21 protein-coding genes, 1 tRNA gene and 1 pseudogene are annotated in these 21,797 nt (G+C 53.2%); 5 read left to right on the forward strand and 18 right to left on the reverse strand.

Annotated elements, in window-relative coordinates; translation table 11 throughout:
• Positions 1 to 71: 71 nt before the first annotated feature.
• The 8 genes from CZ787_RS12395 to CZ787_RS12430 all read right to left on the reverse strand — a co-directional run bounded on the left by CZ787_RS12395 (position 72) and on the right by CZ787_RS12430 (position 8,395).
• Positions 72 to 1,028: a C4-dicarboxylate TRAP transporter substrate-binding protein gene (locus CZ787_RS12395; protein WP_087109617.1), complete on the reverse strand. Its 957-nt coding sequence runs from the start codon at positions 1,026 to 1,028 to the stop codon at positions 72 to 74.
• A 93-nt stretch (positions 1,029 to 1,121) separates the two neighbouring features.
• Positions 1,122 to 1,853 carry a GntR family transcriptional regulator gene (locus CZ787_RS12400; RefSeq protein ID WP_087109700.1) on the reverse strand — a complete coding sequence of 244 codons (732 nt, stop codon included), beginning with the start codon at positions 1,851 to 1,853 and terminating at the stop codon, positions 1,122 to 1,124.
• 533 nt (positions 1,854 to 2,386) lie between these two features.
• Positions 2,387 to 3,670 carry a TRAP transporter large permease gene (locus CZ787_RS12405; protein ID WP_087109620.1) on the reverse strand — a complete coding sequence of 428 codons (1,284 nt, stop codon included), beginning with the start codon at positions 3,668 to 3,670 and terminating at the stop codon, positions 2,387 to 2,389.
• A 2-nt stretch (positions 3,671 to 3,672) separates the two neighbouring features.
• Positions 3,673 to 4,254, reverse strand: a complete 582-nt coding sequence (locus CZ787_RS12410) for a TRAP transporter small permease (RefSeq protein ID WP_087109622.1) — start codon at positions 4,252 to 4,254, stop codon at positions 3,673 to 3,675.
• Between the two features lie 83 nt (positions 4,255 to 4,337).
• Positions 4,338 to 5,306, reverse strand: coding sequence for a TRAP transporter substrate-binding protein (locus CZ787_RS12415; protein WP_087109624.1), 969 nt, complete (start codon positions 5,304 to 5,306; stop codon positions 4,338 to 4,340).
• A gap of 81 nt (positions 5,307 to 5,387) precedes the next feature.
• Entirely contained in the window at positions 5,388 to 6,410 is a 1,023-nt protein-coding gene (locus CZ787_RS12420) for a Zn-dependent oxidoreductase (protein WP_087109626.1), read from the reverse strand.
• A 30-nt stretch (positions 6,411 to 6,440) separates the two neighbouring features.
• Positions 6,441 to 7,652, reverse strand: coding sequence for a D-mannonate dehydratase ManD (manD, locus tag CZ787_RS12425; protein ID WP_087109628.1), 1,212 nt, complete (start codon positions 7,650 to 7,652; stop codon positions 6,441 to 6,443).
• On the reverse strand, positions 7,649 to 8,395 hold the full coding sequence (locus CZ787_RS12430; protein ID WP_087109631.1) for a GntR family transcriptional regulator: 747 nt from the start codon (positions 8,393 to 8,395) through the stop codon (positions 7,649 to 7,651). The genes manD and CZ787_RS12430 overlap by 4 nt, the downstream gene beginning before the upstream one ends.
• A 115-nt stretch (positions 8,396 to 8,510) precedes the next feature.
• Here CZ787_RS12430 and CZ787_RS12435 point away from each other — a divergent pair, with 115 nt between their 5' ends.
• From CZ787_RS12435 to CZ787_RS12450, 4 genes are all read left to right on the forward strand, one after another.
• Entirely contained in the window at positions 8,511 to 9,686 is a 1,176-nt protein-coding gene (locus CZ787_RS12435; RefSeq protein WP_087109633.1) for an alpha-hydroxy acid oxidase, read from the forward strand.
• Between the two features lie 541 nt (positions 9,687 to 10,227).
• Positions 10,228 to 10,389: a four-helix bundle copper-binding protein gene (locus tag CZ787_RS19230; RefSeq protein ID WP_328514786.1), complete on the forward strand. Its 162-nt coding sequence runs from the start codon at positions 10,228 to 10,230 to the stop codon at positions 10,387 to 10,389.
• Positions 10,390 to 10,630: 241 nt separating this feature from the next.
• Complete coding sequence (locus tag CZ787_RS12445; protein WP_254908619.1) at positions 10,631 to 11,245, forward strand: transporter substrate-binding domain-containing protein; 615 nt, start codon at positions 10,631 to 10,633, stop codon at positions 11,243 to 11,245.
• Positions 11,242 to 12,219, forward strand: a complete 978-nt coding sequence (locus CZ787_RS12450) for a cation diffusion facilitator family transporter (protein WP_087109638.1) — start codon at positions 11,242 to 11,244, stop codon at positions 12,217 to 12,219. The genes CZ787_RS12445 and CZ787_RS12450 overlap by 4 nt, the downstream gene beginning before the upstream one ends.
• A 140-nt stretch (positions 12,220 to 12,359) precedes the next feature.
• Here the strand turns inward: CZ787_RS12450 and hmpA are convergent, their stop codons facing one another.
• From hmpA to CZ787_RS12485, 7 genes are all read right to left on the reverse strand, one after another.
• Positions 12,360 to 13,529: an NO-inducible flavohemoprotein gene (gene hmpA / locus CZ787_RS12455; protein ID WP_087109640.1), complete on the reverse strand. Its 1,170-nt coding sequence runs from the start codon at positions 13,527 to 13,529 to the stop codon at positions 12,360 to 12,362.
• A 295-nt stretch (positions 13,530 to 13,824) separates the two neighbouring features.
• On the reverse strand, positions 13,825 to 14,316 hold the full coding sequence (locus CZ787_RS12460) for a CreA family protein (RefSeq protein ID WP_087109642.1): 492 nt from the start codon (positions 14,314 to 14,316) through the stop codon (positions 13,825 to 13,827).
• Positions 14,317 to 14,445: 129 nt separating this feature from the next.
• The gene (locus tag CZ787_RS12465) at positions 14,446 to 14,685 is read right to left on the reverse strand and encodes a DUF333 domain-containing protein (RefSeq protein ID WP_087109644.1); all 240 of its coding nucleotides are present in this window, start codon (positions 14,683 to 14,685) and stop codon (positions 14,446 to 14,448) included.
• A 126-nt stretch (positions 14,686 to 14,811) separates the two neighbouring features.
• Complete coding sequence (locus CZ787_RS12470; RefSeq protein ID WP_087109646.1) at positions 14,812 to 15,717, reverse strand: hydroxymethylglutaryl-CoA lyase; 906 nt, start codon at positions 15,715 to 15,717, stop codon at positions 14,812 to 14,814.
• Positions 15,718 to 15,726: 9 nt separating this feature from the next.
• On the reverse strand, positions 15,727 to 16,986 hold the full coding sequence (locus CZ787_RS12475) for a hydroxymethylglutaryl-CoA reductase, degradative (RefSeq protein WP_087109648.1): 1,260 nt from the start codon (positions 16,984 to 16,986) through the stop codon (positions 15,727 to 15,729).
• A gap of 99 nt (positions 16,987 to 17,085) precedes the next feature.
• Positions 17,086 to 18,438 (reverse strand): tripartite tricarboxylate transporter permease, encoded by a 1,353-nt coding sequence (locus CZ787_RS12480; protein WP_087109650.1) that lies wholly within the window; start codon positions 18,436 to 18,438, stop codon positions 17,086 to 17,088.
• Positions 18,438 to 18,674 carry a hypothetical protein gene (locus CZ787_RS12485; RefSeq protein ID WP_087109653.1) on the reverse strand — a complete coding sequence of 79 codons (237 nt, stop codon included), beginning with the start codon at positions 18,672 to 18,674 and terminating at the stop codon, positions 18,438 to 18,440. Before CZ787_RS12485 ends, CZ787_RS12480 begins: the two co-directional genes overlap by 1 nt.
• Positions 18,675 to 18,852: 178 nt before the next feature.
• Between CZ787_RS12485 and CZ787_RS12490 the strand changes: the two genes are divergently transcribed.
• A complete protein-coding gene (locus CZ787_RS12490; RefSeq protein WP_087109655.1) occupies positions 18,853 to 20,217 on the forward strand; it encodes a PLP-dependent aminotransferase family protein in 1,365 nt (454 codons plus the stop codon).
• A gap of 4 nt (positions 20,218 to 20,221) precedes the next feature.
• Here CZ787_RS12490 and CZ787_RS12495 read toward each other — a convergent pair.
• The 3 genes and pseudogenes from CZ787_RS12495 to CZ787_RS19270 form a co-directional block, all read right to left on the reverse strand.
• Positions 20,222 to 20,298: transfer RNA gene (locus CZ787_RS12495), tRNA-Arg, on the reverse strand.
• Positions 20,299 to 20,365: 67 nt separating this feature from the next.
• On the reverse strand, positions 20,366 to 21,313 hold the full coding sequence (locus CZ787_RS12500) for an AEC family transporter (RefSeq protein ID WP_087109657.1): 948 nt from the start codon (positions 21,311 to 21,313) through the stop codon (positions 20,366 to 20,368).
• Between the two features lie 176 nt (positions 21,314 to 21,489).
• Positions 21,490 to 21,652, reverse strand: a pseudogene (locus CZ787_RS19270) (diguanylate cyclase domain-containing protein); the annotation flags it as partial.
• Positions 21,653 to 21,797 lie beyond the last annotated feature (145 nt).

Consider the following 21,797-nt stretch of genomic DNA (forward strand, 5'->3'; position numbering starts at 1 on the left):
GGTATACAGACAAACTAAATTCAGCGGTAAAGAGAAAAAGCGCCCTTACCTTAGCGGTAAGGGCTTTTACGCTACTCTTGACTGAATAGTTGATCGCGATACTGGTCGTAGCCCAGCTCTTCGTACACACCGCCCACTCTTTCACGAAACAGTTCCGAGTCGACCTCTGTAAAAGTAACGCCCTCAGACTCCATACGCTCTTGTACGGCGGCCTGAGCTTCGGCTATGGCGATACTTGCCTCATTCCCTGCGCTTAAAAGCTCTTCATCGAGGATAATGCGCAACTCTTCCGGTAGGGATTGAAACCACTGCTCAGACGTTGCGATGCCGGTCATTAAATGAATGTGGTTCGTAAGTGCTACATGGGTTATTACCTCATGCAAATTTTGCCCCTCTGCCGCAGTTAGCTGCGCCTCTGCCCCATCAATAGAGCCTAACTGTAGGGCTGAATAAACTTCTGACCAAGGCAGCGGTGTTGCCGTTGCTCCCATCGCTTCGATGGTTTTGACCCATACGGGAGAGTTGATTGTGCGTATGCGTACACCGCTCAGATCTTCTGGCGCGTTGATCTCGTTCTGGGTCAACATTTGGCGAGATCCTTGAAACCAGTTGTAGTTAAGCAGGCGAAGACCACTTTGATCCGCCAGGCTTTCTACCCAATCGCTATAAAGCGCAGAGGAGGTGATTTGATCATAATCTCTATGGTCTTCGACGAGATAAGGGGCACTCAAAATACCCAGCTCAGGCTGATATTCGGACAAGCGGCCTGCATCAATCAAGATAGCGATATTGGCGCCGCTGCGAATCTGCTCAACAACATCTTCGTCTGACCCTAGCTGACTATTAGGAAAAATCTGGATAGCCAACTCACCATTAGAGCGCTCTTCTATTTTCTCTTTTGCCGCATCCAGTGCTTGGGCAATAGGGTCTTGCGGGCTTAGCGCAATTGATAAGTTTAGCTGGTAGTTGGCATATGCAGAGCTACTGGCTAGTACCAACGCTATGGGAAGTAATGTTTTAAGCTTCATTTTCATCTCCTTAATCTATCGTTTGTTATTGATGTTGTATTACTGAGTTGTAGAAATTAGCTCTACGCCCCGCTTGACTCCATAACGTATGTTTTAACCAACATGGCGCGTTATGGGAGTAGCTGTTTCTTCAAACATGTCGTGAAACCGGTGTTCAAGTTCTGGTAAAGATTGGAGTATTTCACGTTGGTGAAGGCTCATCGCCTTTGCTGCACCAGGCGCGTCTGCTTCAGCAATGGCGTTTACGATTGATTGATGTTGATCAGCGAGTTTTGCGATAGGCGTGGAATCAGGAATGCTTAGGTAGCGCACTCTATCTAACTGCGCTTTAGCATTTTCGATAACGCTCCACGCCATGGCTTGTCCGGTAGAAAACGCAAGTCTTCGATGAAACATTTCGTCCAAAATAAAGAAGCGATCATGATCTTGTCTTTCGATACAACTTTTTTGGCGCAAGACAAGTTCATTCAATTCCATTATGTCAGCGGCGGGAAGTTGTGCTTTTGCAGCTTCTAGAACAATTGCCACTTCTACTGCTTCACGTATAAAGCGCGCTTCCAGCACTGCGCGTCGGGAGATCTTGACCACATAGGTGCCTCGCTGCGGTCTGACCTCGACAAGTCCCGCTTCCGAAAGACGAATAAACGTTTCGCGCACCGGTTGACGACTGATTGAAAAAGTACTCGCTACTTCTTTTTCAGACAGCGCTTTGCCCGGTGCCAATACCATTTTGATAATGGACTGGCGAAGGACATGATAAAGACGATAACGAATCGATTCCGTCTCCGGTATATCCTGCCATAGCGCTTGTAGCGTGGTACTCATATCGCTCATTTAAAAAGACGCCTGAGGTGAGTCGTTAAAAACATCAACTGATACAACTAGTATGGCAGCATGGCAAAAAACGTAAGCCCTGCATTCTATACTTTGGTAGCGCCTTCCAAATCGACCTTAAACTAAACGTTGTACTTACAATACAAGCAACTGAATAATATATGTTTTTTTATTTATCCAAATTTTAGCTCGGCATTTAAAAACCACCGTTTCAACACTGATTTCGAGACTATAATGGCAATAATGAATCGTGCTATTTACTGGAGCCATGAAGAGAACGTACTTTTTTGCGATTTTCCAAGCGTCTAGCGGCCTGCTTAAACAGCTCAGCGCGCTATGAGCAATAATTAAAATCACAGCTCATCAGAAAATCATCCCCTTCTCTCACACGCCACAGCAGCGTAGCGCCGATGCAATGATGGTGGTGTTCAACATAAAAAAGCCTGCCGGGTGCTGAAAAGCGCCCGGCAGGCTTGTACACAACATGAGACGGGTTGTCGCTTTAACACATTAAACAGTTAAAGCTAGTTACTCCCCATCAGCAGATTAGGCAGCCAGAGTGAAATAGCCGGTACGTAGGTCACCAACATCAGTACTGCCAGGTTGCATAGCAGGAAAGGGACAATCGCACGCGCCACTGAGAGCATGGGCAGCTTACCGATGCCAGCGACGACAAACAGACACACCCCGACCGGTGGCGTGGTCAGGCCTATCATCAGGTTGAGCACGGCAATGACGGCAAAGTGCACTGGGTCCACACCCACACCGGTGGCCACGCCTACGAGGGCCGGGAATAGAATGATCAGCGCGGCGATGGTTTCCATGAAGGCGCCGACAAACAGCAGAATCAGGTTCAGAATCAGCAGTACGATCAGCGGATTTTCACTGATGGAGAGGATCAGCGCAGCGATCATCTGAGGGATCTGCTCACTGGTCAGAATCCAACCGAACAGGTTGGCCAGGCCCACCATCAACAAAAGCGCTGACGAGGTCAAAACGGTATCGACCAGAATACCCGGCAGTTTGCGCCAGGTAAGCCCTTTGTAGACATACATGCCTACCACCAAGGCATAAAGACTGGCCACAATCGAGGCTTCGGTGGGCGTAAAGAAGCCGCCGATGATGCCGTAGAGAATAATCACGGTCATCAATAGCGCCCAAAACGCCGTCTTGGCTTCGCGCAGAAGCTGCAGGACCGGCACGCGCTTCTCTTTGGGGTAGCCTCGACGAACGGCCAGAATGTACACCGTCAACATCATGGCCAAGCCCATTAAAAGACCGGGCACCGCACCTGCCAGGAACATCCGCCCCACAGAAATACCGCTTAACGAACCGGCAATGATCATCGGCACGCTGGGCGGAATGATCGGCCCGACGGTAGACGAGGCGGCAGTAACGGCGGCGGCAAATGGTTTGTCATAGCCCGAGCGCGCCATGCCCGGAATCATGACCGAGCCGATACTCGCGGAGTCCGCCACAGCGGTGCCCGAAATACCGCCAAAAATCATTGAGCCGCCCACGTTGGCAAGGCCTAGCCCGCCGCGAATATGGCCAAGCAGCGCGTTGGAGAAACGCACGATATGTTCGGTGATATTGCCCACGTTCATCAGGTTACCGGCCAGCACAAAGCCTGGAATACACAGTAGAACGAAGGTGTCGATGCCCGCGTACATACGCTGGGGTACGATGGTGAGCGAAATGCCCTCCAGCAATAGATACGATACAGAGGCGATACCCAGAGCAAACGCGATGGGCATGCCCACCACGAGAAGTATCAGAAAAACACTAAACAGAATAATAACTTCCATGCTTACGACTCCTGTTCACGGGTGGCAGAGGGACGACACATTGCGATAATTCCCTCAAGACACCCCAGCACGCTATAAGCCAGGAGTAGCGCAAAGGTGACTACCGTTGAGAAAAAGATATACAGCATGGGGATTCGCAGCGTTGGCGAGGTCTGCCAAGTACCGTTCTGTGCATACTGCCAGGCATAGGGCAGCACCAGAAAAGCAAATACACCAATCATCAAGCAGATCAGCGCCTGAAACGCGGCTTTCACGCGAGGGCCAAGCATATGATGGAACAGCTCGACACTGATATTGCGATGCTGGCGCATCACCACACCGACCGAGAGCGCCACCATGTAAATAAACAGATAGCGCGAGAGCTCTTCTGTCCAGGCAATGGAGAACGGCAGAAATAGCCGAGAACTCACCTGCAACAACACCGTGCCCGCAATAGCGACCAGTGCAAGCACAGCCAGGGTTAGAAAACAGGTATCCACCCAGCCAATCAAACGTCCAATAGGACCTTGCAGCCTGGGTACCACCGACATCGAATCCAAACTCTCCAACGCTTCTTGCTCAAGCGCTTTTTGATCCGAGCTCATAAACGTATCCTCATGGGATAAACCACTCTTGCAGATAGACGATGGGCTGGCGCACGGCCAGCCCATCCTCATTACTTACCGACTTACAGGCCTTGGATGGCGTCGAAGATCTCACGCTGTTCAGGCGTCAATGCTTCGAGTACCGCTGGACGGGCCGCTTCAGCGAAGGCATCGACATCCACCTCAACGAACTCCATGCCGCGCTCCTGCAGCGTCTGTTCAAGACGCATTTGGTCTTCGACAAACAGCTCTGACTCATACGCCTGCATGGTCTCAGCAGCATCACGTACCACCTGCTGAAGATCTTCAGGCATATTTTCCAACTGGTTACGACCAATCACAACGTAGATCCAGCTGCGCACATGACCGGTCATGTTGACGTAGTCCTGCACCTCGTTGAAGCTGGCACTTTCGATCAGGCTAAGCGGGTTTTCCTGACCTTCCAGCGTGTTCTGCTGAAGTGCGGTGAACACTTCACTGAACGCCATGGGCGTTGGGCGTGCACCCATCGCCTGCCAGGTATCTACGAAAAGCGGCACGTTAGGCACGCGCAGGCGTAGGTCGTCCAACTCTTCTGGCGTGCGGATCGGACGGTCGGCGGTCAGCTCGCGAGGGCCACGCTCAAACCAGGTCAAGGGCACCAGATTGGTACGCTCTGTGATCTGCTCTTCAATCTCGGTGCCGATCTCACCGTTAACGGCTGCGTGCAGATGCTCGGAGTCGCGGAAGGCATAGGGTACGGCCATCATGGCCGCCTTGGGCGCCCAGTTTTGCAGGCTCTCGCCGGTAATCGTCATGTCCGCCGTGCCCAGCTGAATGCTGTTGATCACATCCATTTCATTACCCAACTGCTCGCTGGGGTAAAGGCGAACTTCAATACGGCCGTCAGAGTTGGCTTCTACTTCTTCCTTGAACTTCTCAGCCGCCTGGTGCCAGATGTTCTGCTCGTTGGCCAAATGGCCAAAGCGTAGCGTGTAGTCGGCGGCAAGCGCAGATTGCGCACTGAAAAGAACCGTTCCAAGTACCGCACTGGTTAATAGCTTCTTGATCATTTTTATCGCTCCTGCACTTTGCATTGTTGATTGTTAGTGCGCGTGGTTAATGTGAATGATTGATATGAGTGGGTGTGGTCGTTAAGCATTGACTTGAATCAGTACTTTACGGGCTTCTTCAGGACGGTGATCAAGCATATCGATAGCACCAGGCATATCGCTCAGCGGTAACCGATGGCTAACCAGCGCCAACGGGTCCAGCTTGCCACTTGCCATTAGCGCCAGCACCTCCGGAAACTTACGATTATTAAGCCGTGAACCGACCAGTGTCAGCTCTTTTTTGATCACTTCAAGCTGCACCAGATCACTTGGCTGAACGCTGAACCCGAGCAGGCCAATACGGCCCGCGGGCGATGCCAGCCGCAACATCTGAGGAAGCAGCGCCGGCACACATGCGGCGTCGGCAATCAGTGGTACGCCTTCACCTTGGGTTAGGGCCAGTACCTCTTTCTCGACGTCCTGCTCACGGCTGTTGAGAACGTGCGTGGCGCCAAGCGCTTTAGCAGCCTCCAAGCGTTCATTGATAACGTCGGTAACGATGATCTCTTCAATGCCCAATGCCCGGGCCATCTGCAGAATCGTCATGCCGATCACGCCTGCGCCCAATATCAGAAGCCGATCACCGGGGTGCGGCTGCATGCGGTCCAGCACGTTGGCGGCAATGGTGTAGGGCTCTACCAGGGCAGCTGCGTCCAGGCTGATATGATCCGGCAGCTTGTGAACATTTGCTGCGGGCACCGCCACGAACTCTTCAAAACCGCCGTTACGGTGTACGCCAATTACCTCAAGGGCGCCGCACACGTTGGGGCGGCCAATGCGGCACGGGTAGCAGGTGCCGCAACTAATCACTGGGTCAACGCAGACGCGATCACCCACGGCTACATCCGCTACGCCTTCGCCTACCGCGTCAATAACGCCCGCAAATTCGTGGCCCGTGATACGCGGAAAGCGCACAAAGGCGTTGTCGCCGTGGATAATATGCATATCCGAACCGCAGATACCGGCAAACGCTACGCGTACCCGTACTTCGCCTGCAGCGGCGGTGGGTACTTCAACATCGGCGACCTGGTAGTCATGGGGCGCCTTGACCTGAAATGCTTTCATGGATGCAAAACTCCTTATCCGTTCTTTAGGTCACCAATGCCAAAGAGTGCCATCTTCCAACCGGTTAACCGGCAGGCTGGCACGCTTATAGGGGTATTGCTTGGCAAGCTCTTCGTCGATATCCACGCCATGCCCAGGCGTTTCGCCAACGATAAAGTGGCCATCCTCAAACCGATAATCGTGAGGAAACACCTCGTCAGTCGCGCTGGTATGCGGCATGTACTCCTGAATACCAAAATTAGGCACCCAAGTATCAAAGTGAATAGCTGACCCCAGGCACACCGGAGAAAGATCGGTCGGCCCGTGGAAACCGGTACGCACGTGGTAAAGACCCGCTAAATCAGCAATACGGCGCACGTGAGTGATGCCACCAGCGTGAGTCAGCGTGGCACGAATATAGTCAATCCACTGGTTTTCGATCAGCGCTTTGGCGTCATGAATACTATTGAATACCTCACCTACCGCTAGCGGTGTGGTGGTGTGTTGACGTATAAGGCCAAACGCTTCCTGGTTTTCAGCCGGTACGCAGTCCTCAAGCCAGAAAAGATGGTAAGGCTCAACGTCCTTGCCCAAGCGGGCTGCTTCAATGGGTGTTAGGCGGTGGTGAACATCGTGCAAAATATGCAGATCATCACCAAAGCGCTCACGTACAGCGGCAAACAGTTTAGGCACGTGATTCAAATATTTGCTGGTACTCCAGACGTGCTCGGCGGGTAAATCGGCATCCGCAGGCTCGTAGGGCTCGCCCTCTTTTTTAGCAACACCATAAATACTCGCGATACCCGGCACACCAGCCTGCACGCGCACGGCTTTATAACCTTCATCTACATGGCGGGCGACTTCTTCAAGGCACGAATCGATATCGCGCCCTGTGGCGTGGCCATACACCATCACACGGTCGCGGCTCTTGCCGCCCAACAGTTGGTAAAGCGGCATACCCGCGAGTTTCGCTTTGATATCCCAAAGGGCCATGTCGACAGCGGCAATCGCGCTCATGGTTACCGGGCCACGGCGCCAATAAGCACCACGATACAAGTAATGCCAAATGTCTTCGATGCGCTGAGGATCACGGCCAATCAAGGCGGGAATTACGTGCTCATCCAAATAGGCGACCACGGCCATTTCCCGACCGTTTAGCGTGGCATCTCCGATACCGTAGGTACCCTGGTCGGTAACGATTTTTAAGGTAACGAAATTGCGCCCCGGCGAGGTGACGATGGTATAGGCGTGTTCGATTTTCATGGGGTTGCCTCCTCAATGAGGGATACCGTTTCCTGAGTATCGAACATCTCGGGAAACCGCTGTACTAGATCGGGAAGTGAAACAAAAATTTCACGCAAATGGCGCCGAATGGATTGCTCGGCATGCGCTACGTCGCGGGCTTCAATAGCCGCCATAATATCGGCGTGCTGTTCAATCAAACGGGCAATCGGTGTGGTGTCAGGAACGCTTAAGTAGCGCACACGATCCAGTTGTGCCCTCACCTCTTCGATAACCTTCCAGGCGGCCTGTTGTCCAACGCCCAGTGACAGCGTTTTGTGAAAACGCTCATCAAGACGGTAGAAACGAATGGTGTCGTGCGGCTCAATACAGCGGCGCTGGCGCTCCAGCAAGTCGTGTAACTCGGTGAGCACTTCGTCGGGAAGCCCTTTGACCGTTGCCTGACGCACTACGGCCACCTCAACCGCCTCACGTACAAAGCGCGCTTCAAGCACTGCACGCTGAGATATTTTGACCACATAAGTGCCACGCTGTGGCCGGACTTCGATCAGTCCTGCTTCAGAAAGACGGATAAAAGCCTCGCGCACCGGCTGACGGCTGACCGAAAAAGCGTCCGCCACTTCTTTTTCAGACAGCGCTCGGCCAGGTTCCAACACCATTTGAATAATCGACTGGCGCAGTACCTGGTAAAGACGCTGACGAACCGATTCGGTCTCCGACGTCTCCTGCCATAGCGCTTGTAGCGTGGTGTTTGTATCACTCATCTGCCGCCGCCTGGGTGAAGGGGCATGACGCCCTTATCTGATACGACTAGTATGGTAGTATGGCGAGATAAACAAAAGCCTAAACACCCTATACTTTGGTTGAAGGTAACGCACCATGAAACGCCAGCTTTACACGGGTTCAAATTATAAAAAATCAATAAATATCAATGATCTTGAGCGCATCGCAAGAAAAAGACTGCCGAACTTCGTGTTTGAATATGTTCATGGCGGAAGCGATGATGAACATACGCTGCATCATAATCGCACTGTGTTCGATCAATATCTGTTTGAACCCAGAACAATGACAAAGGTGGGTACGCGGGATTTAAGCACAACACTGTTTGACCGTTCTTACCAAATGCCAGTAGCGATTGGTCCAACAGGATTTAACGGCATGCTGACGCGTGATGGCGACCGAAAACTTGCCTATGCCGCCCGCGATGCGAATATCCCGTTTGTACTGAGCAATGTCTCTACCACTGCCATGGAGGATATTCAGGCCATTGAAGGATTGACGGCATGGATGCAGCTCTACTTCTATCGTGACCGAGCCTTCGTAAAATCGCTTATCAAGCGCTGCCGGGACGCCCGTTTTGAAACCATTGTGATCACTACGGATAGCGCCATTTACGGCAACCGTGAGTGGGACGTGCGCAATTTCCGGCGGCCCATGAAACCCACCTTCGCCAACCTGGCACACATGATGACCAAGCCTCGCTGGATGCTGGATGTGTTGCTGCCCGGTCTGCCCACCTTTAAAAACCTGGATGAGCTTCTGCCACCGGAAAAGCGTGGCGCACAAGGCGCATCGCAAATTATCGGCGCGCAGTTGGACCCGTCGCTTAACTGGGAAGACATTGCCTGGTTACGTGAGACGTGGCCGGGCAAGATAATTCTCAAAGGGATCCTGGCGCCGGAAGAAGCCGAACAGGCCGTAAAACTTGGCGTTGACGGTATCGTGCTTTCCAACCACGGTGGAAGGCAGCTCAATCACTCGCTCTCGCCCATGGATACCTTGGCCGACGTAAAAGCCTGCGTAGGGGAACGCTGCCATGTGTTTGTGGATAGCGGGTTTCGGCGCGGCACCGATATTATAAAAGCACTGGCGTTAGGCGCAGACGCCGTTTGGCTTGGAAGAGCGACGCTTTACGGGCTAGCGGCGGGTGGCCAAGCGGGCGCGGCACATGCGCTGAGCCTGCTGAGAGGAGAAGTAGACAGAACGTTAGGCTTGTTGGGTCACACCAATATTGAGGATTTAACCTCAGCGTGCCTGGTCAAACGACCACGTTGAATTACTTATGAAACCTCTGATTACCTATAACGCAATTGCGTATGCTCAGCGCTTGCAATTGCGTTTAAAAAACCAGGTTACTGACACAACAACGTTAACGATCCATACATAAAAATCCGTTCTATTACGCTATTGCCTATCTTCTTTCATGCTGCATAAACCAAGCCAGAAACGTTAAAAGGAAAAGAGCAACCTGTGCCACAGGGTTTAAAAAATATTAAAGATCTTCTTATCCTACGCAAAACACCCGCTTAGATCCTATTATCAAATAATGGCTAGCATCATCAACTACTTATTAAGCGCAAATGCTTTTTCCGGCTATTCTTCAACCTAATTTAGTGTAAAGACGCATATTCATAAAGGAGGTACTAACGTGAGCATACCGAAGTTTAAAGAGTGTATCGAAGCCTGCAATATATGTGCGATCTATTGCGATAACTGCGCGGCCTCCTGCCTTCAAGAATCCAACATTGAACACATGGCTGAATGTATTCGGTTAGATATTCAGTGTGCACAAATTTGCCGGTTGGCCGTCTCCTTTATGGCCCAGAATAGCGAATATGCTCAGGATGTCTGCCAGCTGTGTGCGGATATCTGTCAAAAGTGCGGTGATGAATGCGACCAACATGACGCAGAACATTGCCAAGAGTGCGCCCAGGCATGTCATCTGTGTGCCAGCCTATGTGCATCAATGGTGGCATAAAAAGGCAGCGCTGCTCAACCCAGCCATTAATTTGGAAAATAGCTGATTACGCCTAATGTATAAAGTGAGCAAGGCTTGAGCGATCCTATGCTCACTTTTTTTGTAAGCCTGATTAACGAGCGGTTATACGATGCAAAGCAAGGACAGCTTTATATCATGCGTCTTTCGGACCAACATGCTGCTCATTTGTGCAGTTTTCGCTTTGGCAGGTTGCCGTTATCCGGTCAATATTGAACGCCCCATGACGGAGATGCAGGGCGGGGAGCTGAACGTTGGCCTTTCCGAGAACCCGCCTTGGGTCATACATACTGACCAAGGTCCGGCAGGGCTGGAAGTCGACATCATTCGCGCGCTTGCGGAAAATATGGATGCCACCGTTAACTGGCACTGGGATAGCGAAGGAAACCTGTTAGCGGCGCTCTCCCAATACCAGCTTGACCTGGTGGCCGGTGGACTTACTCAGGATTCAAATGTGAGTGCCCTCGCCACCCCCACCAAGGCCTACTATGAGAGCCGCTATTCAGTCGGGGTACCCAGAAACACTTCCTTACCCAGCCATCTTGAAGGTGTGGAGGTAGCCATTCCTGTCGTTAACCATATCGCCCATGCGCTTAAAAAAGAGGGCGCGATTCCCCACCCCACCCCCGACCTTGATGCACTAAACCAAGCGGTTGCCAACCCCTCCTGGTGGCTTCATGCGCATAACTATCAGGTTGGAGATTGGGAAATCGCGACCGACCAGCATGTTATGGCGCTACCCAAAGGAGAAAATGCCTGGATGCTGGCCGTACAGCGCCATTTAAATAGCTACCCCGGTATTGAACAACGCCTTCAACACCTGGAGGCTGAACAATGAAAATACGCAAGCTTTATCACCTGCCTCCGGAGAAGCAGCAAGATCTCGACTATCTGATCCGCCTTGAGTGGTGGAATTTAGCGTTTCGTCTTTCCATTGTAGCGATACTGGGTACGGTATTGGGTAACAGCCAGGCAATGAAAGTCGCATGGCTGGAAGACATGCTTTCGCTCATTCCGCCTATCGCTTTCTTGCTGGCCGTCCGGTTTCGCAATCGCCCGCCTAATAAGACCTATCCTTATGGGTATCAACGCGCCACTATCATTGCCTTTTTATGCACCGCCACTGCACTAAGCGCGATGGGCCTGTTTTTACTAGGAGACTCGTTGCTAAAGCTTGCCCACCAGGAGCATCCCAGTATCGGCGCCATCACGCTGTTTGGTGAGACGATATGGATGGGCTGGGTGATGGTTGGCGTGCTTATCTACAGTGTCATTCCGCCGGTTATTATCGGGCGTTTACAGACCAAAGCCGCCGCCAAAGTGCATGAGAAAACCGTCTTTGCGGATGGTAAAATGAGCAAAGCTGACTGGATGACCGGGATGGCTGCCATTGTAGGCGTGCTGGGCGTAGGGGCCGGTTTTTGGTGGGCAGACGCAGTTGCTGCGGCCATTATTGCCCTGGATGTTACCAAGGATGGCATTACCAATTTAAAGGAAGCCATAGGCGACCTGCTTGATCGCCGCCCTCACTTTACGTCTCGCGAAAAGCCGGAGCACATGGAAGAAGCACTTGAAGCCGAGCTTTGCGCCATGCCTTGGGTAGCCGCCGCCTCGGTACGCTTACGTGAAGAAGGCCCAATCTTCAGCGGCGAGGCCTTTGTCACCCCGCATAGTAATGATGATTTGGCACAGCATCTGAAAGAAGCCTCTCAACACCTTAATAATTACGACTGGCGCATTTATGAAGTTGTCGTTACCGCATGGCCCAATGAAGAGCACACACCTTCCCCCGTCAATGCCACTCCTTCATAACTTTTTTTCATAACTCCTTTTTCATGATCCCTTTTTCCAGAACCGCTTTGGCATAGCTGATTAACGATGTTCTAAACCCAAGGCCGCCTCTTTCGCATTCACCCACGGCGAAGGAGGCGGTTCGGTTCGATACTATTCGACTAAGCGATGTCTAACGCCTTCGCCGGGCCGAAGTGTTCGAAGTGGCGATGTGTCTCGGGCACGCCCAAGCGAGTCAGGCTTTCATCCACCGCACTCATAAAGCCATGAGGCCCGACAAAGTAACACCGCTCGCCGGATACGATATGTTTCGCCAAAAGCTCATCACTGATACGCCCCTGGTAGTCACCGCTGTCGTCCTGCTCAAATACGGTGACGACGCTTAACTGCTGGGGATAAGCGTGCGCCAATTCCTGTAGCGTGGTCGCAAAGGCACGGTGCTCAGCATCTATCGCGGCATGCAGATAAGCAACCTTACGGCCTTGCTGCAACGCCTCTTGAGCAATCGGCAGTAAGGGCGTTTGACCGATGCCGCCGCTGACCAACAAAAGAGGCTCATCGCCCGGCACGAGTGTCATCTCACCCGCTGGCGGCAGCAACTCAATCGTATCGCCTACGTTTAGATGGTCGTGAAAATAGCGGCTGGCAAGCCCGTGAGGTTCACGCTTGATAGACAGGCGGTAAGAACGCCCATCCGGCATACCTGACAAGCTGTAATGGCGGTGTACCGGCTCGCCATCAATCATAAGCTTCACGCCGATATACTGGCCGGGCGTATAGTTTGCGACCGGGCCGCCATCTTCAGGCACCAGGATGAACGAGCGAATAACGCTACTCTCCTGCTGTATTTTTTCAATACGAAAGCGCCGCGTGCTGCGCCAGCCGCCAAGGCGCTGCTCGAACTCCTGATAGCGCTGCTCTTCAAGCTCGATCAACAAAGCGGCAAGCTCTTGGTACAACGCCCCCCAGGCATCCGCAACTTCAGGCGTCACCGCATCGCCCAGAACCTCACCGATAGCCTCCATCAGGCATTCCCCAACAATCGGGTACTGATGCGGCTGAATATCCAGCGAGATATGCTTGTTAACCACAGTTTCCATAATGTGGCGCGCCGTTTCAGGATTTTGGCGAACCTGCACATACGCCAGAATGGAACCTGCCAGCGCTCGTGGCTGCCCGCCATTTTGCTGATGCGTTTGGTTGAAAAGTGACTTCACCTCAGGATAGCGCTCAAACATTAACGGATAAAAGCGCTGGGTAATCGTATCGAGATGCTCAGCCACAACGGGGGCTGTAGCAGCAATGATCTGTTCTTGTGCCGGTGTGAGCATGGCGGCCTCTTCCCTATAGCTTAAAGATTCATTTTAAATGCACCTTTAAAATATCAGGTTTCAGCAGGCCATGGCATGAGCTGCGTCAATAAATCGCTTCTCACGGGGAAGAGTAAAGCATCTGTTTGTCGATATCGGTATAGGGTAACCAGGCTAACATAAGCCTTTTACGTCACATATTGGGCACAGAATTAGGCAATGCCCAGCGCCTTCCCCGTTCCAAACAGGATAGCGGTTTATAAAAGTGCGATCTTCATGACTATTAGTTCATGGCTATTAACAGGGCTACTTTTTATCAGCGTATGCCCGGCGTTAGATCGCCGTAATGCACAGCGGTAACCGCATTTTTTGGCGAGCCATCCACCAGCTTGGTGCTATAGGTCAGATACACAAAGGTTTGTGTTTCAGTATCATGCATGCGCACTACGCGCATATTCTTAAAGAGCACCGAGCGGCGCTGGGTGAACACCACCTCTTGCGGAGCTATCTCATCGGGGTTAAAGACAATCTCGCCCGTTTTCCGACAGGCCACGCTTGCTTCGCTGGCTTCTTCAGCAAGCCCAATCGCGCCTGAAATTCCACCAATTTGGGAGTAGGAAATATAACAGGAGATACCCTGCACTTTCGGGTCATCGAACCGCTCGACTTCAATGGTATTGTTTGGCCCCAGCATTCTAAACTCGGTGCGCACGCTACCAATATGCGCCTCCTGAGCTAATAACGTGGCAGGAAGTAGAGCAAGTAAACCCGCCAACGATGCACTGGCGATACGGTTAGGCGACAACATGGGCAGTGTCCTTGAAAAAGCGACGAGGTAATAAGTAGGTGACGAGCATACCTGAGTGCACCTATTCAGGGGAGCCGCATTAACCCTAATGCCAAAATGGGCCAGCACAGAGAACGCCCACCCTGTGTATCAGTCGTTTCTCAACCCTTCGGTTCGATACAGCATATTCACTTCAACGACACGGCCTTCAACTAAATGGCAGTAGTCACGTTGAGTACCGCCAGATTCACGACTGCGCACTTCCCCACCCTCACGTTCGCAGTATTCAACGGCATAGCGGTGTGCTTCTTGTGCACCATCCGCCGTACCTTGCGCTGAACACCCAGCCAGTGCAATTGCTATCAAAACCAACAGGCCATAACGAGCCATTCGCGCCTCCCTTTGCGTCAATGTGTTGAACAGCGTTCATTGGCGTCGGCGTCCAAGAACGCCTGCGCCTGGTTCACTATAGTCAATATTCTGGCTTTCCTGGGCCAAGGGAGAACAGCCAAGCCGTTACATCCCCGCTGCCATCAAGGCGCTGCCCGCGCGTGACCGGTTAGGGGCATTGATCGCTTGCGTAATCCAATCCCCCGTTCTTGCTAGCGCGTTTAAATTGATGCCTGACGCAATACCCAAACCTTCAAGCATATACACCACATCTTCGCTGGCCACATTGCCAGAAGCCCCTTTGGCATAGGGGCAACCACCCAAACCGGCGACAGAACTATCAATAACGCTTACGCCCTCTTCCAGCACCGCATAGAGATTAGCAAGCGCCTGGCCGTAAGTATCATGAAAGTGGGCGGCCAGATTATCCACCGGGACTTGGGCGGCAACAGCCCCCAGCATACGCTTGGCTTTGGATGGCGTACCGGTGCCAACCGTGTCGCCCAGCGATACCTCATAGCAGCCCATCTGGTATAGCGCCTTGGCCACCCGCGCCACCTGTAAAGGCTCGATCTCTCCCTCATAAGGGCAGCCAAGCACGCAGGAAACATACCCCCGTACGCGCAGCCCGGCCTGACGCGCACGGTCGACCACCGGCTCAAAGCGTTCGAGCGACTCGGCGATAGAGCAGTTTATGTTCTTGTGCGAGAAGGCTTCGCTTGCCGCGCCAAATACGGCGACCTCTTCAGCCCCACACTCAATCGCCGCTTCCAGGCCTTTCAGGTTAGGCGTCAAGGCTGAATAGACCACGCCGGGGCGCCGCTCAACACCCTGCATTACTTCCCGGTGATCAGCCATTTGCGGCACCCAGCGAGGCGACACGAAGCTCGTCGCTTCGATATTGGCACAGCCCGCTTCCACCAAGCGCTTGATAAACGCAAGTTTCAGATGAGTCGGCACGCGCGCCTGTTCATTTTGCAAACCGTCGCGCGGGCCGACCTCGACCAGACGCACAGAGGATGGCAGGGTCATGTCTTCTCCTTATCCGTTACGCAACTGTTCAAGAAGCTGTTGGGCGATATCCACACGCACCTTACCGCCATCCACAAGCAGCGCCGCGATCCGGTCAACTTCCTCATTTTCGGCCCCGGCCATCACTGCGATATTCTTGGCGTGCAGCGCCATATGGCCTTTCTGAATACCTGTGGTTGCCAGCGCCTTCATGGCGGCAAAATTTTGCGCCAACCCTACTGCGACGATAATACGCCCCAGTCGATCCGCTGTTTTTACACCCAGAATATCCAGGCAATGCCGAGCACTGGGGTGCGAGCGAGTAGCACCGCCCACCAAGCCTACCGGCATGGGCATTTCCAGCGTACCGGTCAGGTTCCCTTCGCTATCAGCCTCCCAATGTGTCAAAGAACGGTAGCGCCCGGTACGCGCGGCGTAGGCATGCGCGCCCGCTTCCACCGCACGAGTATCGTTACCGGTTGCCAGCACGACAGCACTCACCCCGTTCATGATGCCTTTATTGTGGGTGGCTGCCCGGTAAGGGTCCTGGTCCGCAAAGCGATACGCATTAAGCATGCTGTCACGTACCGACTCCCCGCCAAGATCTTCGAGCTTCCAGGTAGCACGCGCACGCGCAATGCGCCGATCTGCAAGGTTGGAAAGAATACGCAGGCAACTGCGGCCACCGCTCCACTGTGCCAGAGAAGGCGCGACGGCTTCCGCCATCGAATTGACGGCATTAGCGCCCATGGCGTCACGCACATCCACCAGCAGATGCACGATCAGCATGTTGTCGAGCACGCGCACTTCCAGCTCGCGAAAACCGCCCCCGTGCTGCAGCAACACCGGGTCGGTTGCATCGCAAATGCTTTTTACCTGCTCAAACTCGGAAAGCAGCCGGAGGCGCGCAAACTCAGGATTGGGCACATCCAGCAGTTGCACCTGCGCAATCATGATGGGTTCTGACGTATCGGTATAAAACCCGCCCGAGGCGCGACACTGCCTAGCCGCATTACAGACGGCGGCGACCACGGAGGACTCCTCGGTCGCCATGGGCACCAGCTGTTCCTCGCCATCAATGACCAGATTGGTAGCAACCCCGATGGGCAGGTTCAGCGTACCGATGACGTTCTCGATCATGGCATCGGCAGTGGCTGACGAAATATTGCCCGTATCGGAAAAATGTGTGCGAACCTCGCTGCCAAGCCCGGCTATTTCAATGACTTTATCAAGCCGCTCGCTGGGGGGAAGCTGATAAAAACCGGGAATGCGTGATGTGCTGTGTGCCATTGATAATGCCTCTGATCAATTGAGGTTGAATAAGTAAATGTGCCTGAAGCAGGCGGTTTACCAAGACGCTGCATATGCTTCAGGCATGGACCACGCGTATTAAGCAAGCAGCCCTAAAATCCAGGGCGCGGCATATAGCGTCATGAACTGCACACCGTAGTTGACGCCCCACCGGTTGAGCAGGCCCGCCATCAGTGCCAGCACCATCACGCCCAAAATACCCATTACGCCAGCATCCATATAGGCGAGCAGCATGACCAGCGAGAAGAACATCGCCAGAAACGCTTCGTGGGGAATGTGCTTGAAGACAAAGATGCAGATACGCCGCGCGTACCGAACCGCAATCGGGTAGGTAATCAGCAAAGCGACACCGGCGCCCAAAATGCTGGCGATGGTAATTTCAGAAAAACTCATCAAGTGGTGAGCGTTCTGCTCAAGCGTCAGCACCGGCGGTGCGTTGAAGAAGGCATTGCCCGGACCAATCGCCATGGGACTCATCGGAATGCCCAGCGCCGCTAGGGGAATCAAGATGCCCGCAATGTAAGAAGCATTGGTGACCGCATCCATTGAAGAGAGCGCTCGGCTGGCCTTATTGACCGTGCCCTTCACCCAACTCGACATTACTTCGCCCAGAAAGATCGTGATGCCCACTGGGCTCATGAAGAACGTAACCGAGCCCAGCACCGAGCTTGCCGCCGCCGAGGCGGTTTCCTGGCGCGTCAGGATACGGAACGGATTGGGTAGCTGCCCTTTGTCATCGTCACCGTAGATATGGATCTGCTTGGGCTCAGACTCCGCCATTTTATGGCGCTCACTGTTGACCGTAAGCTGCGCCAGATTAAACATCATCGGGCCAATGGTGATGCCCAAAAAGAACGAAATGAATACCGTCTGCCCTTCTGGAATGACGCCCATCCCCCAATACAGGTGCCGTAACCCCTGAATCAGAGCCGCCAACAGCACAATACTGATCAGACTGATGACTTTCTCCTTGCTCATCAGCGCCAGAAATACGGCACCACCAAAGAAAATCTGGCTAGCGTACTGGCCAAGCACATCGGCTAGCGGCGTTAACAGAAAGGCGAGGAACAGGCTGATGGGTATCGCGACGAGCGTACCGATGACCGAACCGGACGCCATTTTACGAATCGCCAGGGTGGCATGCCCTTCCCGCTTTAGAATCAGGGCGTGTTCGACCATAGGGGCCGACATCACCCCGCCCGGTATACCGGCTACCGAAACGGGGATGGAGTCGGTCAGCTTCTTGGCAACGATTGCCGCCATAAAGAAAGCCAGCACCACGGGAAGCGGTATACCTGTGACCACCAGCGCCAAGGTTACCGGGGCCAGTACGGCGGTTTCATCAGTACCCGGCGCAACGCCGATAGCGGTATAAACGATGACGGCAATGATCGCAGCCGCCAGCATTTGAAGTAATAAGACGGGATCCATTACGACTTCTCCTCACCGGTTTGCAGCTGCCGCTTAGGGCGAAACAGCAGCGCATTGATGAAGAACCCCAGAATAGCGCCGCTTAGCCCCAGAATAAGTGGAAGCGGAGGCTGCGCCGGGGCAAGCAGATAGCCGCCTAGTGTTAACGGCGTAGAAATACACAGTGACAGCAGGAGGTCTCTCCCACTCACCGTATCATCCCACACATTGAGAAACCGGTTCTTTCGATCAGCCATAGCGTGTCTCCTTGAATTTATTATGGATGTTTCTTTTTTAATGCCGCTCATGATGGGTAAACTTGCTGATTACTGACAGGTACAGTTAGCGAGATTGTACGAGGTACTGTACCTATCAAAAGAGAGGTACACTGATTTCACCGGGTTGGGTTTAGCCCGCTTTCGGGAGACACCTACCATGTCGAAATCCAGGCACGTGGCTGACACCATCCTCAAGGCTATCGAAGAAGGCCGCCTGGCACCGGGTGCCAGGCTCGCCTCTATACGCGAAGCCGCCCGCCAGCATGGGGTTTCGAAAAACACGATTGTTGATGCCTATGATCAGCTGATTGCACTGGGCAGATTGCGCGCCCGGCAAGGAGCCGGCTTTTTTGTTACGCAGCCACCCGCGCTTGAAGCGCTGGAAAAGACCCACGAGCTAAATGAAGCCGTTGATAGCGTCTCGCTTCTGAGAGAGCAGTTGGTAGGCAACTTTCAGGTGCGGGTAGGCGACGGCCGAGCGCCCGCCAGCTGGATGGGCGGCGCGGCGCTTGCACGTCAGGCCAAGCGATTAACATCCATCGGCAATGATGATATCGAGTATGGCGCTCCTCAAGGGTACCTCCCACTACGTGAAACGATTGCCAGGGTATTGGCCGGACGCTCCATTCACGCCTCCCATGAACAAGTACTGCTGACCTTCGGCGCTAATCACGCTTTCGATCTTATTATTCGCCACCTGATCGCCCCGGGCGACCGAGTTCTGGTGGAAACACCCGGCTATTACCCGTTGTTCGGCAAGCTGCGCCTGGCCAAGGCGAAGCTGATTGGCGTTTCGCGCAGCCACGAAGGGTTGGACCTTGATGACCTTGAGCGAAAAATTATTCAATATCGTCCCAATGTTTTCTTTCTACAGCCCAATGCCCATAACCCGACGGGCTCTACCCTTTCACTCAACCAGCTGTACCGGCTACTGACTCTCGCGGAGCGCTACAACCTGATACTGGTAGAAGACGACGCCTTTGCCGACCTGCTCCACCGAGGAAGCGCCCACCTGGCGGCACTGGATGACCTGAGTCGCGTGATTTACGTAGGCACGTTTTCCAAGACCCTTTCCACTGGCATTCGCTCGGGCTATTTAGCGGCAAACCCTGCGCTGGTTAATGCGCTTACCGATATCAAAATGGTCACCGTCGTTAACAGCTCCACCTTCAGCGAACGCTTGATTCACGACATGATTACCCACGGGCGTTACCGCCGCCACTTGGTACAGCTTCGCGAACGCATTACCAAAGCCAGCGCCAGTACCATTACCGCATTGAAAGAGGTGGGGCTTGAGAATATAGAAGGGCCTGGAGAGGGTTACTACTTATGGGCGCGCCTGCCGAACAACATTGACGCAATGCAGCTAGCCAAAAAAGCCTCGGACGAAGGTATTTTCATTGCGCCAGGCAGCATCTTTTCACTACGCCCCAATGGGCCGGATGCATCGTCCATGCGTATGCATATTGCCTACGCTAATGATCATCGGTTTTTGGGGTTTCTTGAGCGTTGCTTGGGGTAGGGTTTGGCGTCCCTGGCAGGAGTCGAACCTGCGACCTGCCGCTTAGGAGGCGGCTGCTCTATCCTACTGAGCTACAGGGACTTTGCTTGCAGAAGGGGCGCACAGTATAACGTGTTACAGATAACACTCCAACCCGCCTCTGTCCTTCTTACACCCATCCCAACAGACGCAGCGCAAAAACGCCCAGTGTTACCGAAATACTGGCCATTAACGTGGTGATCGCAATGATGTTGGCGGCCAGGCCTGCGTTGCCGCCCATGGCTTTTACCATGACAAAGCTGGCAGCGGCGGTGGGGCTGGCAAAAAAGAGGAACAGCAAGCCCAACTGCTCGCCTTCAAAGCCTAACAACCAGGCAGCTACGGTAGAGAGCACAGGCAAGATGGCCATCTTCATAATGCTGGAGCTCACCGCAATGTCGCTTTTATCTCGAATGCTGGACATCGAGAGCGTAGCGCCAATACAGATCAACGCCAACGGTAGCGTGAGCGACGCAAAATAATCCCCAGAGGTCATCACCCAGCTGGGGAGCGAAATGGAAAAAGCGGTAAACGGCAAGGCCACGATCACTGAAATAATCAGTGGGTTCGTCGCAATATGTTTGAGAATGCTGCGCCAGTTAGCAGCTTGCTCCGTCTGATAAGCGGTCAGTACCACCACTGATAGCGCGTTATACATAATAATGACCACACCGACCAGCAGGCTGCCGGTTGAGAGCCCATAGTTGCCGTACATGCCCGCTGCCAGCGCCAGCCCAACGACACCACAGTTACCGCGAAAGGCTCCTTGAACATAAATCCCGCGTTCGGCATAGGGAATGCGAAAGTGTGCCCATAGCCAACTCAACACAAACTGCCCAAGTGTGGCGATGGCAAAAAACACCATTAACGAAATATCCAGCGCAACACTAATATCGGCTTTAATCAAACTTAAAAAGATCAAGGTGGGCAGCGTGGCTTTAAATACCAACGCAGACGCGGTGGTGACAAAGGTGCGATCAATCCATCCCAGACGCTTTAGGCCAATCCCCAGAAAAACCATGGCAAACACGGGTAAGGTGATATCAAGCGTTTGAGTAAACAATTCAAGTAGGTTCACAGTGTTGCCTCAGCCAATTCAGCGTGCCCTTTCAGTTTGCGGTGGCGGGTAGTTTATCGAATGCATATCAAGAAAGGCAGACGCCGGGCAGCGTAGCGTCGTGACCTAATAACGTAATCAAAGAGTTCCTGAAGGGTCTGGTCAGTCGCTGCGTTAACCTCCACGCTGTTGCGCCCTTTGCCTGAGAGGACAACCGACACCTCACTGACGGCCTGGCACAGTGCCTCCGCAATGGGTTTGCGCTTGCCCCAGTGTACAGCTTGGCAGTAACACGCCAAATTCATCGCCCCCTTGGCGGGCAACGTGGTCGCTACGCCGTACTTCCCACGCCACTATAGGTAAATAACGTCCAATTACCCAATTGGCAAGCCAAACTTGAGCATACGTCTGGAGTATACTGTACGGCCCTAACACCTTGTTTCTATTACACCACCCTATCAAAACAGCAGATTTTCTCGCGCCGCATTAAATTAAATTTAAACGA

Origin of the sequence: Halomonas citrativorans (assembly GCF_900163645.1) — a bacterium.
In the GTDB taxonomy this organism is placed as follows: Bacteria; Pseudomonadota; Gammaproteobacteria; order Pseudomonadales; family Halomonadaceae; genus Vreelandella; species Vreelandella citrativorans.

Bases quoted from the DNA above. Each gene is read 5' to 3' on its own strand.
- CZ787_RS12395 (WP_087109617.1), bottom strand. From the start codon at position 1,028: ATGAAGCTTAAAACATTACTTCCCATAGCGTTGGTACTAGCCAGTAGC.
- CZ787_RS12400 (WP_087109700.1), bottom strand. From the start codon at position 1,853: ATGAGTACCACGCTACAAGCGCTATGGCAGGATATACCGGAGACGGAA.
- CZ787_RS12405 (WP_087109620.1), bottom strand. From the start codon at position 3,670: ATGGAAGTTATTATTCTGTTTAGTGTTTTTCTGATACTTCTCGTGGTG.
- CZ787_RS12410 (WP_087109622.1), bottom strand. From the start codon at position 4,254: ATGAGCTCGGATCAAAAAGCGCTTGAGCAAGAAGCGTTGGAGAGTTTG.
- CZ787_RS12415 (WP_087109624.1), bottom strand. From the start codon at position 5,306: ATGATCAAGAAGCTATTAACCAGTGCGGTACTTGGAACGGTTCTTTTC.
- CZ787_RS12420 (WP_087109626.1), bottom strand. From the start codon at position 6,410: ATGAAAGCATTTCAGGTCAAGGCGCCCCATGACTACCAGGTCGCCGAT.
- manD (WP_087109628.1), bottom strand. From the start codon at position 7,652: ATGAAAATCGAACACGCCTATACCATCGTCACCTCGCCGGGGCGCAAT.
- CZ787_RS12430 (WP_087109631.1), bottom strand. From the start codon at position 8,395: ATGAGTGATACAAACACCACGCTACAAGCGCTATGGCAGGAGACGTCG.
- CZ787_RS12435 (WP_087109633.1), top strand. From the start codon at position 8,511: ATGAAACGCCAGCTTTACACGGGTTCAAATTATAAAAAATCAATAAAT.
- CZ787_RS19230 (WP_328514786.1), top strand. From the start codon at position 10,228: ATGGCCCAGAATAGCGAATATGCTCAGGATGTCTGCCAGCTGTGTGCG.
- CZ787_RS12445 (WP_254908619.1), top strand. From the start codon at position 10,631: ATGACGGAGATGCAGGGCGGGGAGCTGAACGTTGGCCTTTCCGAGAAC.
- CZ787_RS12450 (WP_087109638.1), top strand. From the start codon at position 11,242: ATGAAAATACGCAAGCTTTATCACCTGCCTCCGGAGAAGCAGCAAGAT.
- hmpA (WP_087109640.1), bottom strand. From the start codon at position 13,529: ATGCTCACACCGGCACAAGAACAGATCATTGCTGCTACAGCCCCCGTT.
- CZ787_RS12460 (WP_087109642.1), bottom strand. From the start codon at position 14,316: ATGTTGTCGCCTAACCGTATCGCCAGTGCATCGTTGGCGGGTTTACTT.
- CZ787_RS12465 (WP_087109644.1), bottom strand. From the start codon at position 14,685: ATGGCTCGTTATGGCCTGTTGGTTTTGATAGCAATTGCACTGGCTGGG.
- CZ787_RS12470 (WP_087109646.1), bottom strand. From the start codon at position 15,717: ATGACCCTGCCATCCTCTGTGCGTCTGGTCGAGGTCGGCCCGCGCGAC.
- CZ787_RS12475 (WP_087109648.1), bottom strand. From the start codon at position 16,986: ATGGCACACAGCACATCACGCATTCCCGGTTTTTATCAGCTTCCCCCC.
- CZ787_RS12480 (WP_087109650.1), bottom strand. From the start codon at position 18,438: ATGGATCCCGTCTTATTACTTCAAATGCTGGCGGCTGCGATCATTGCC.
- CZ787_RS12485 (WP_087109653.1), bottom strand. From the start codon at position 18,674: ATGGCTGATCGAAAGAACCGGTTTCTCAATGTGTGGGATGATACGGTG.
- CZ787_RS12490 (WP_087109655.1), top strand. From the start codon at position 18,853: ATGTCGAAATCCAGGCACGTGGCTGACACCATCCTCAAGGCTATCGAA.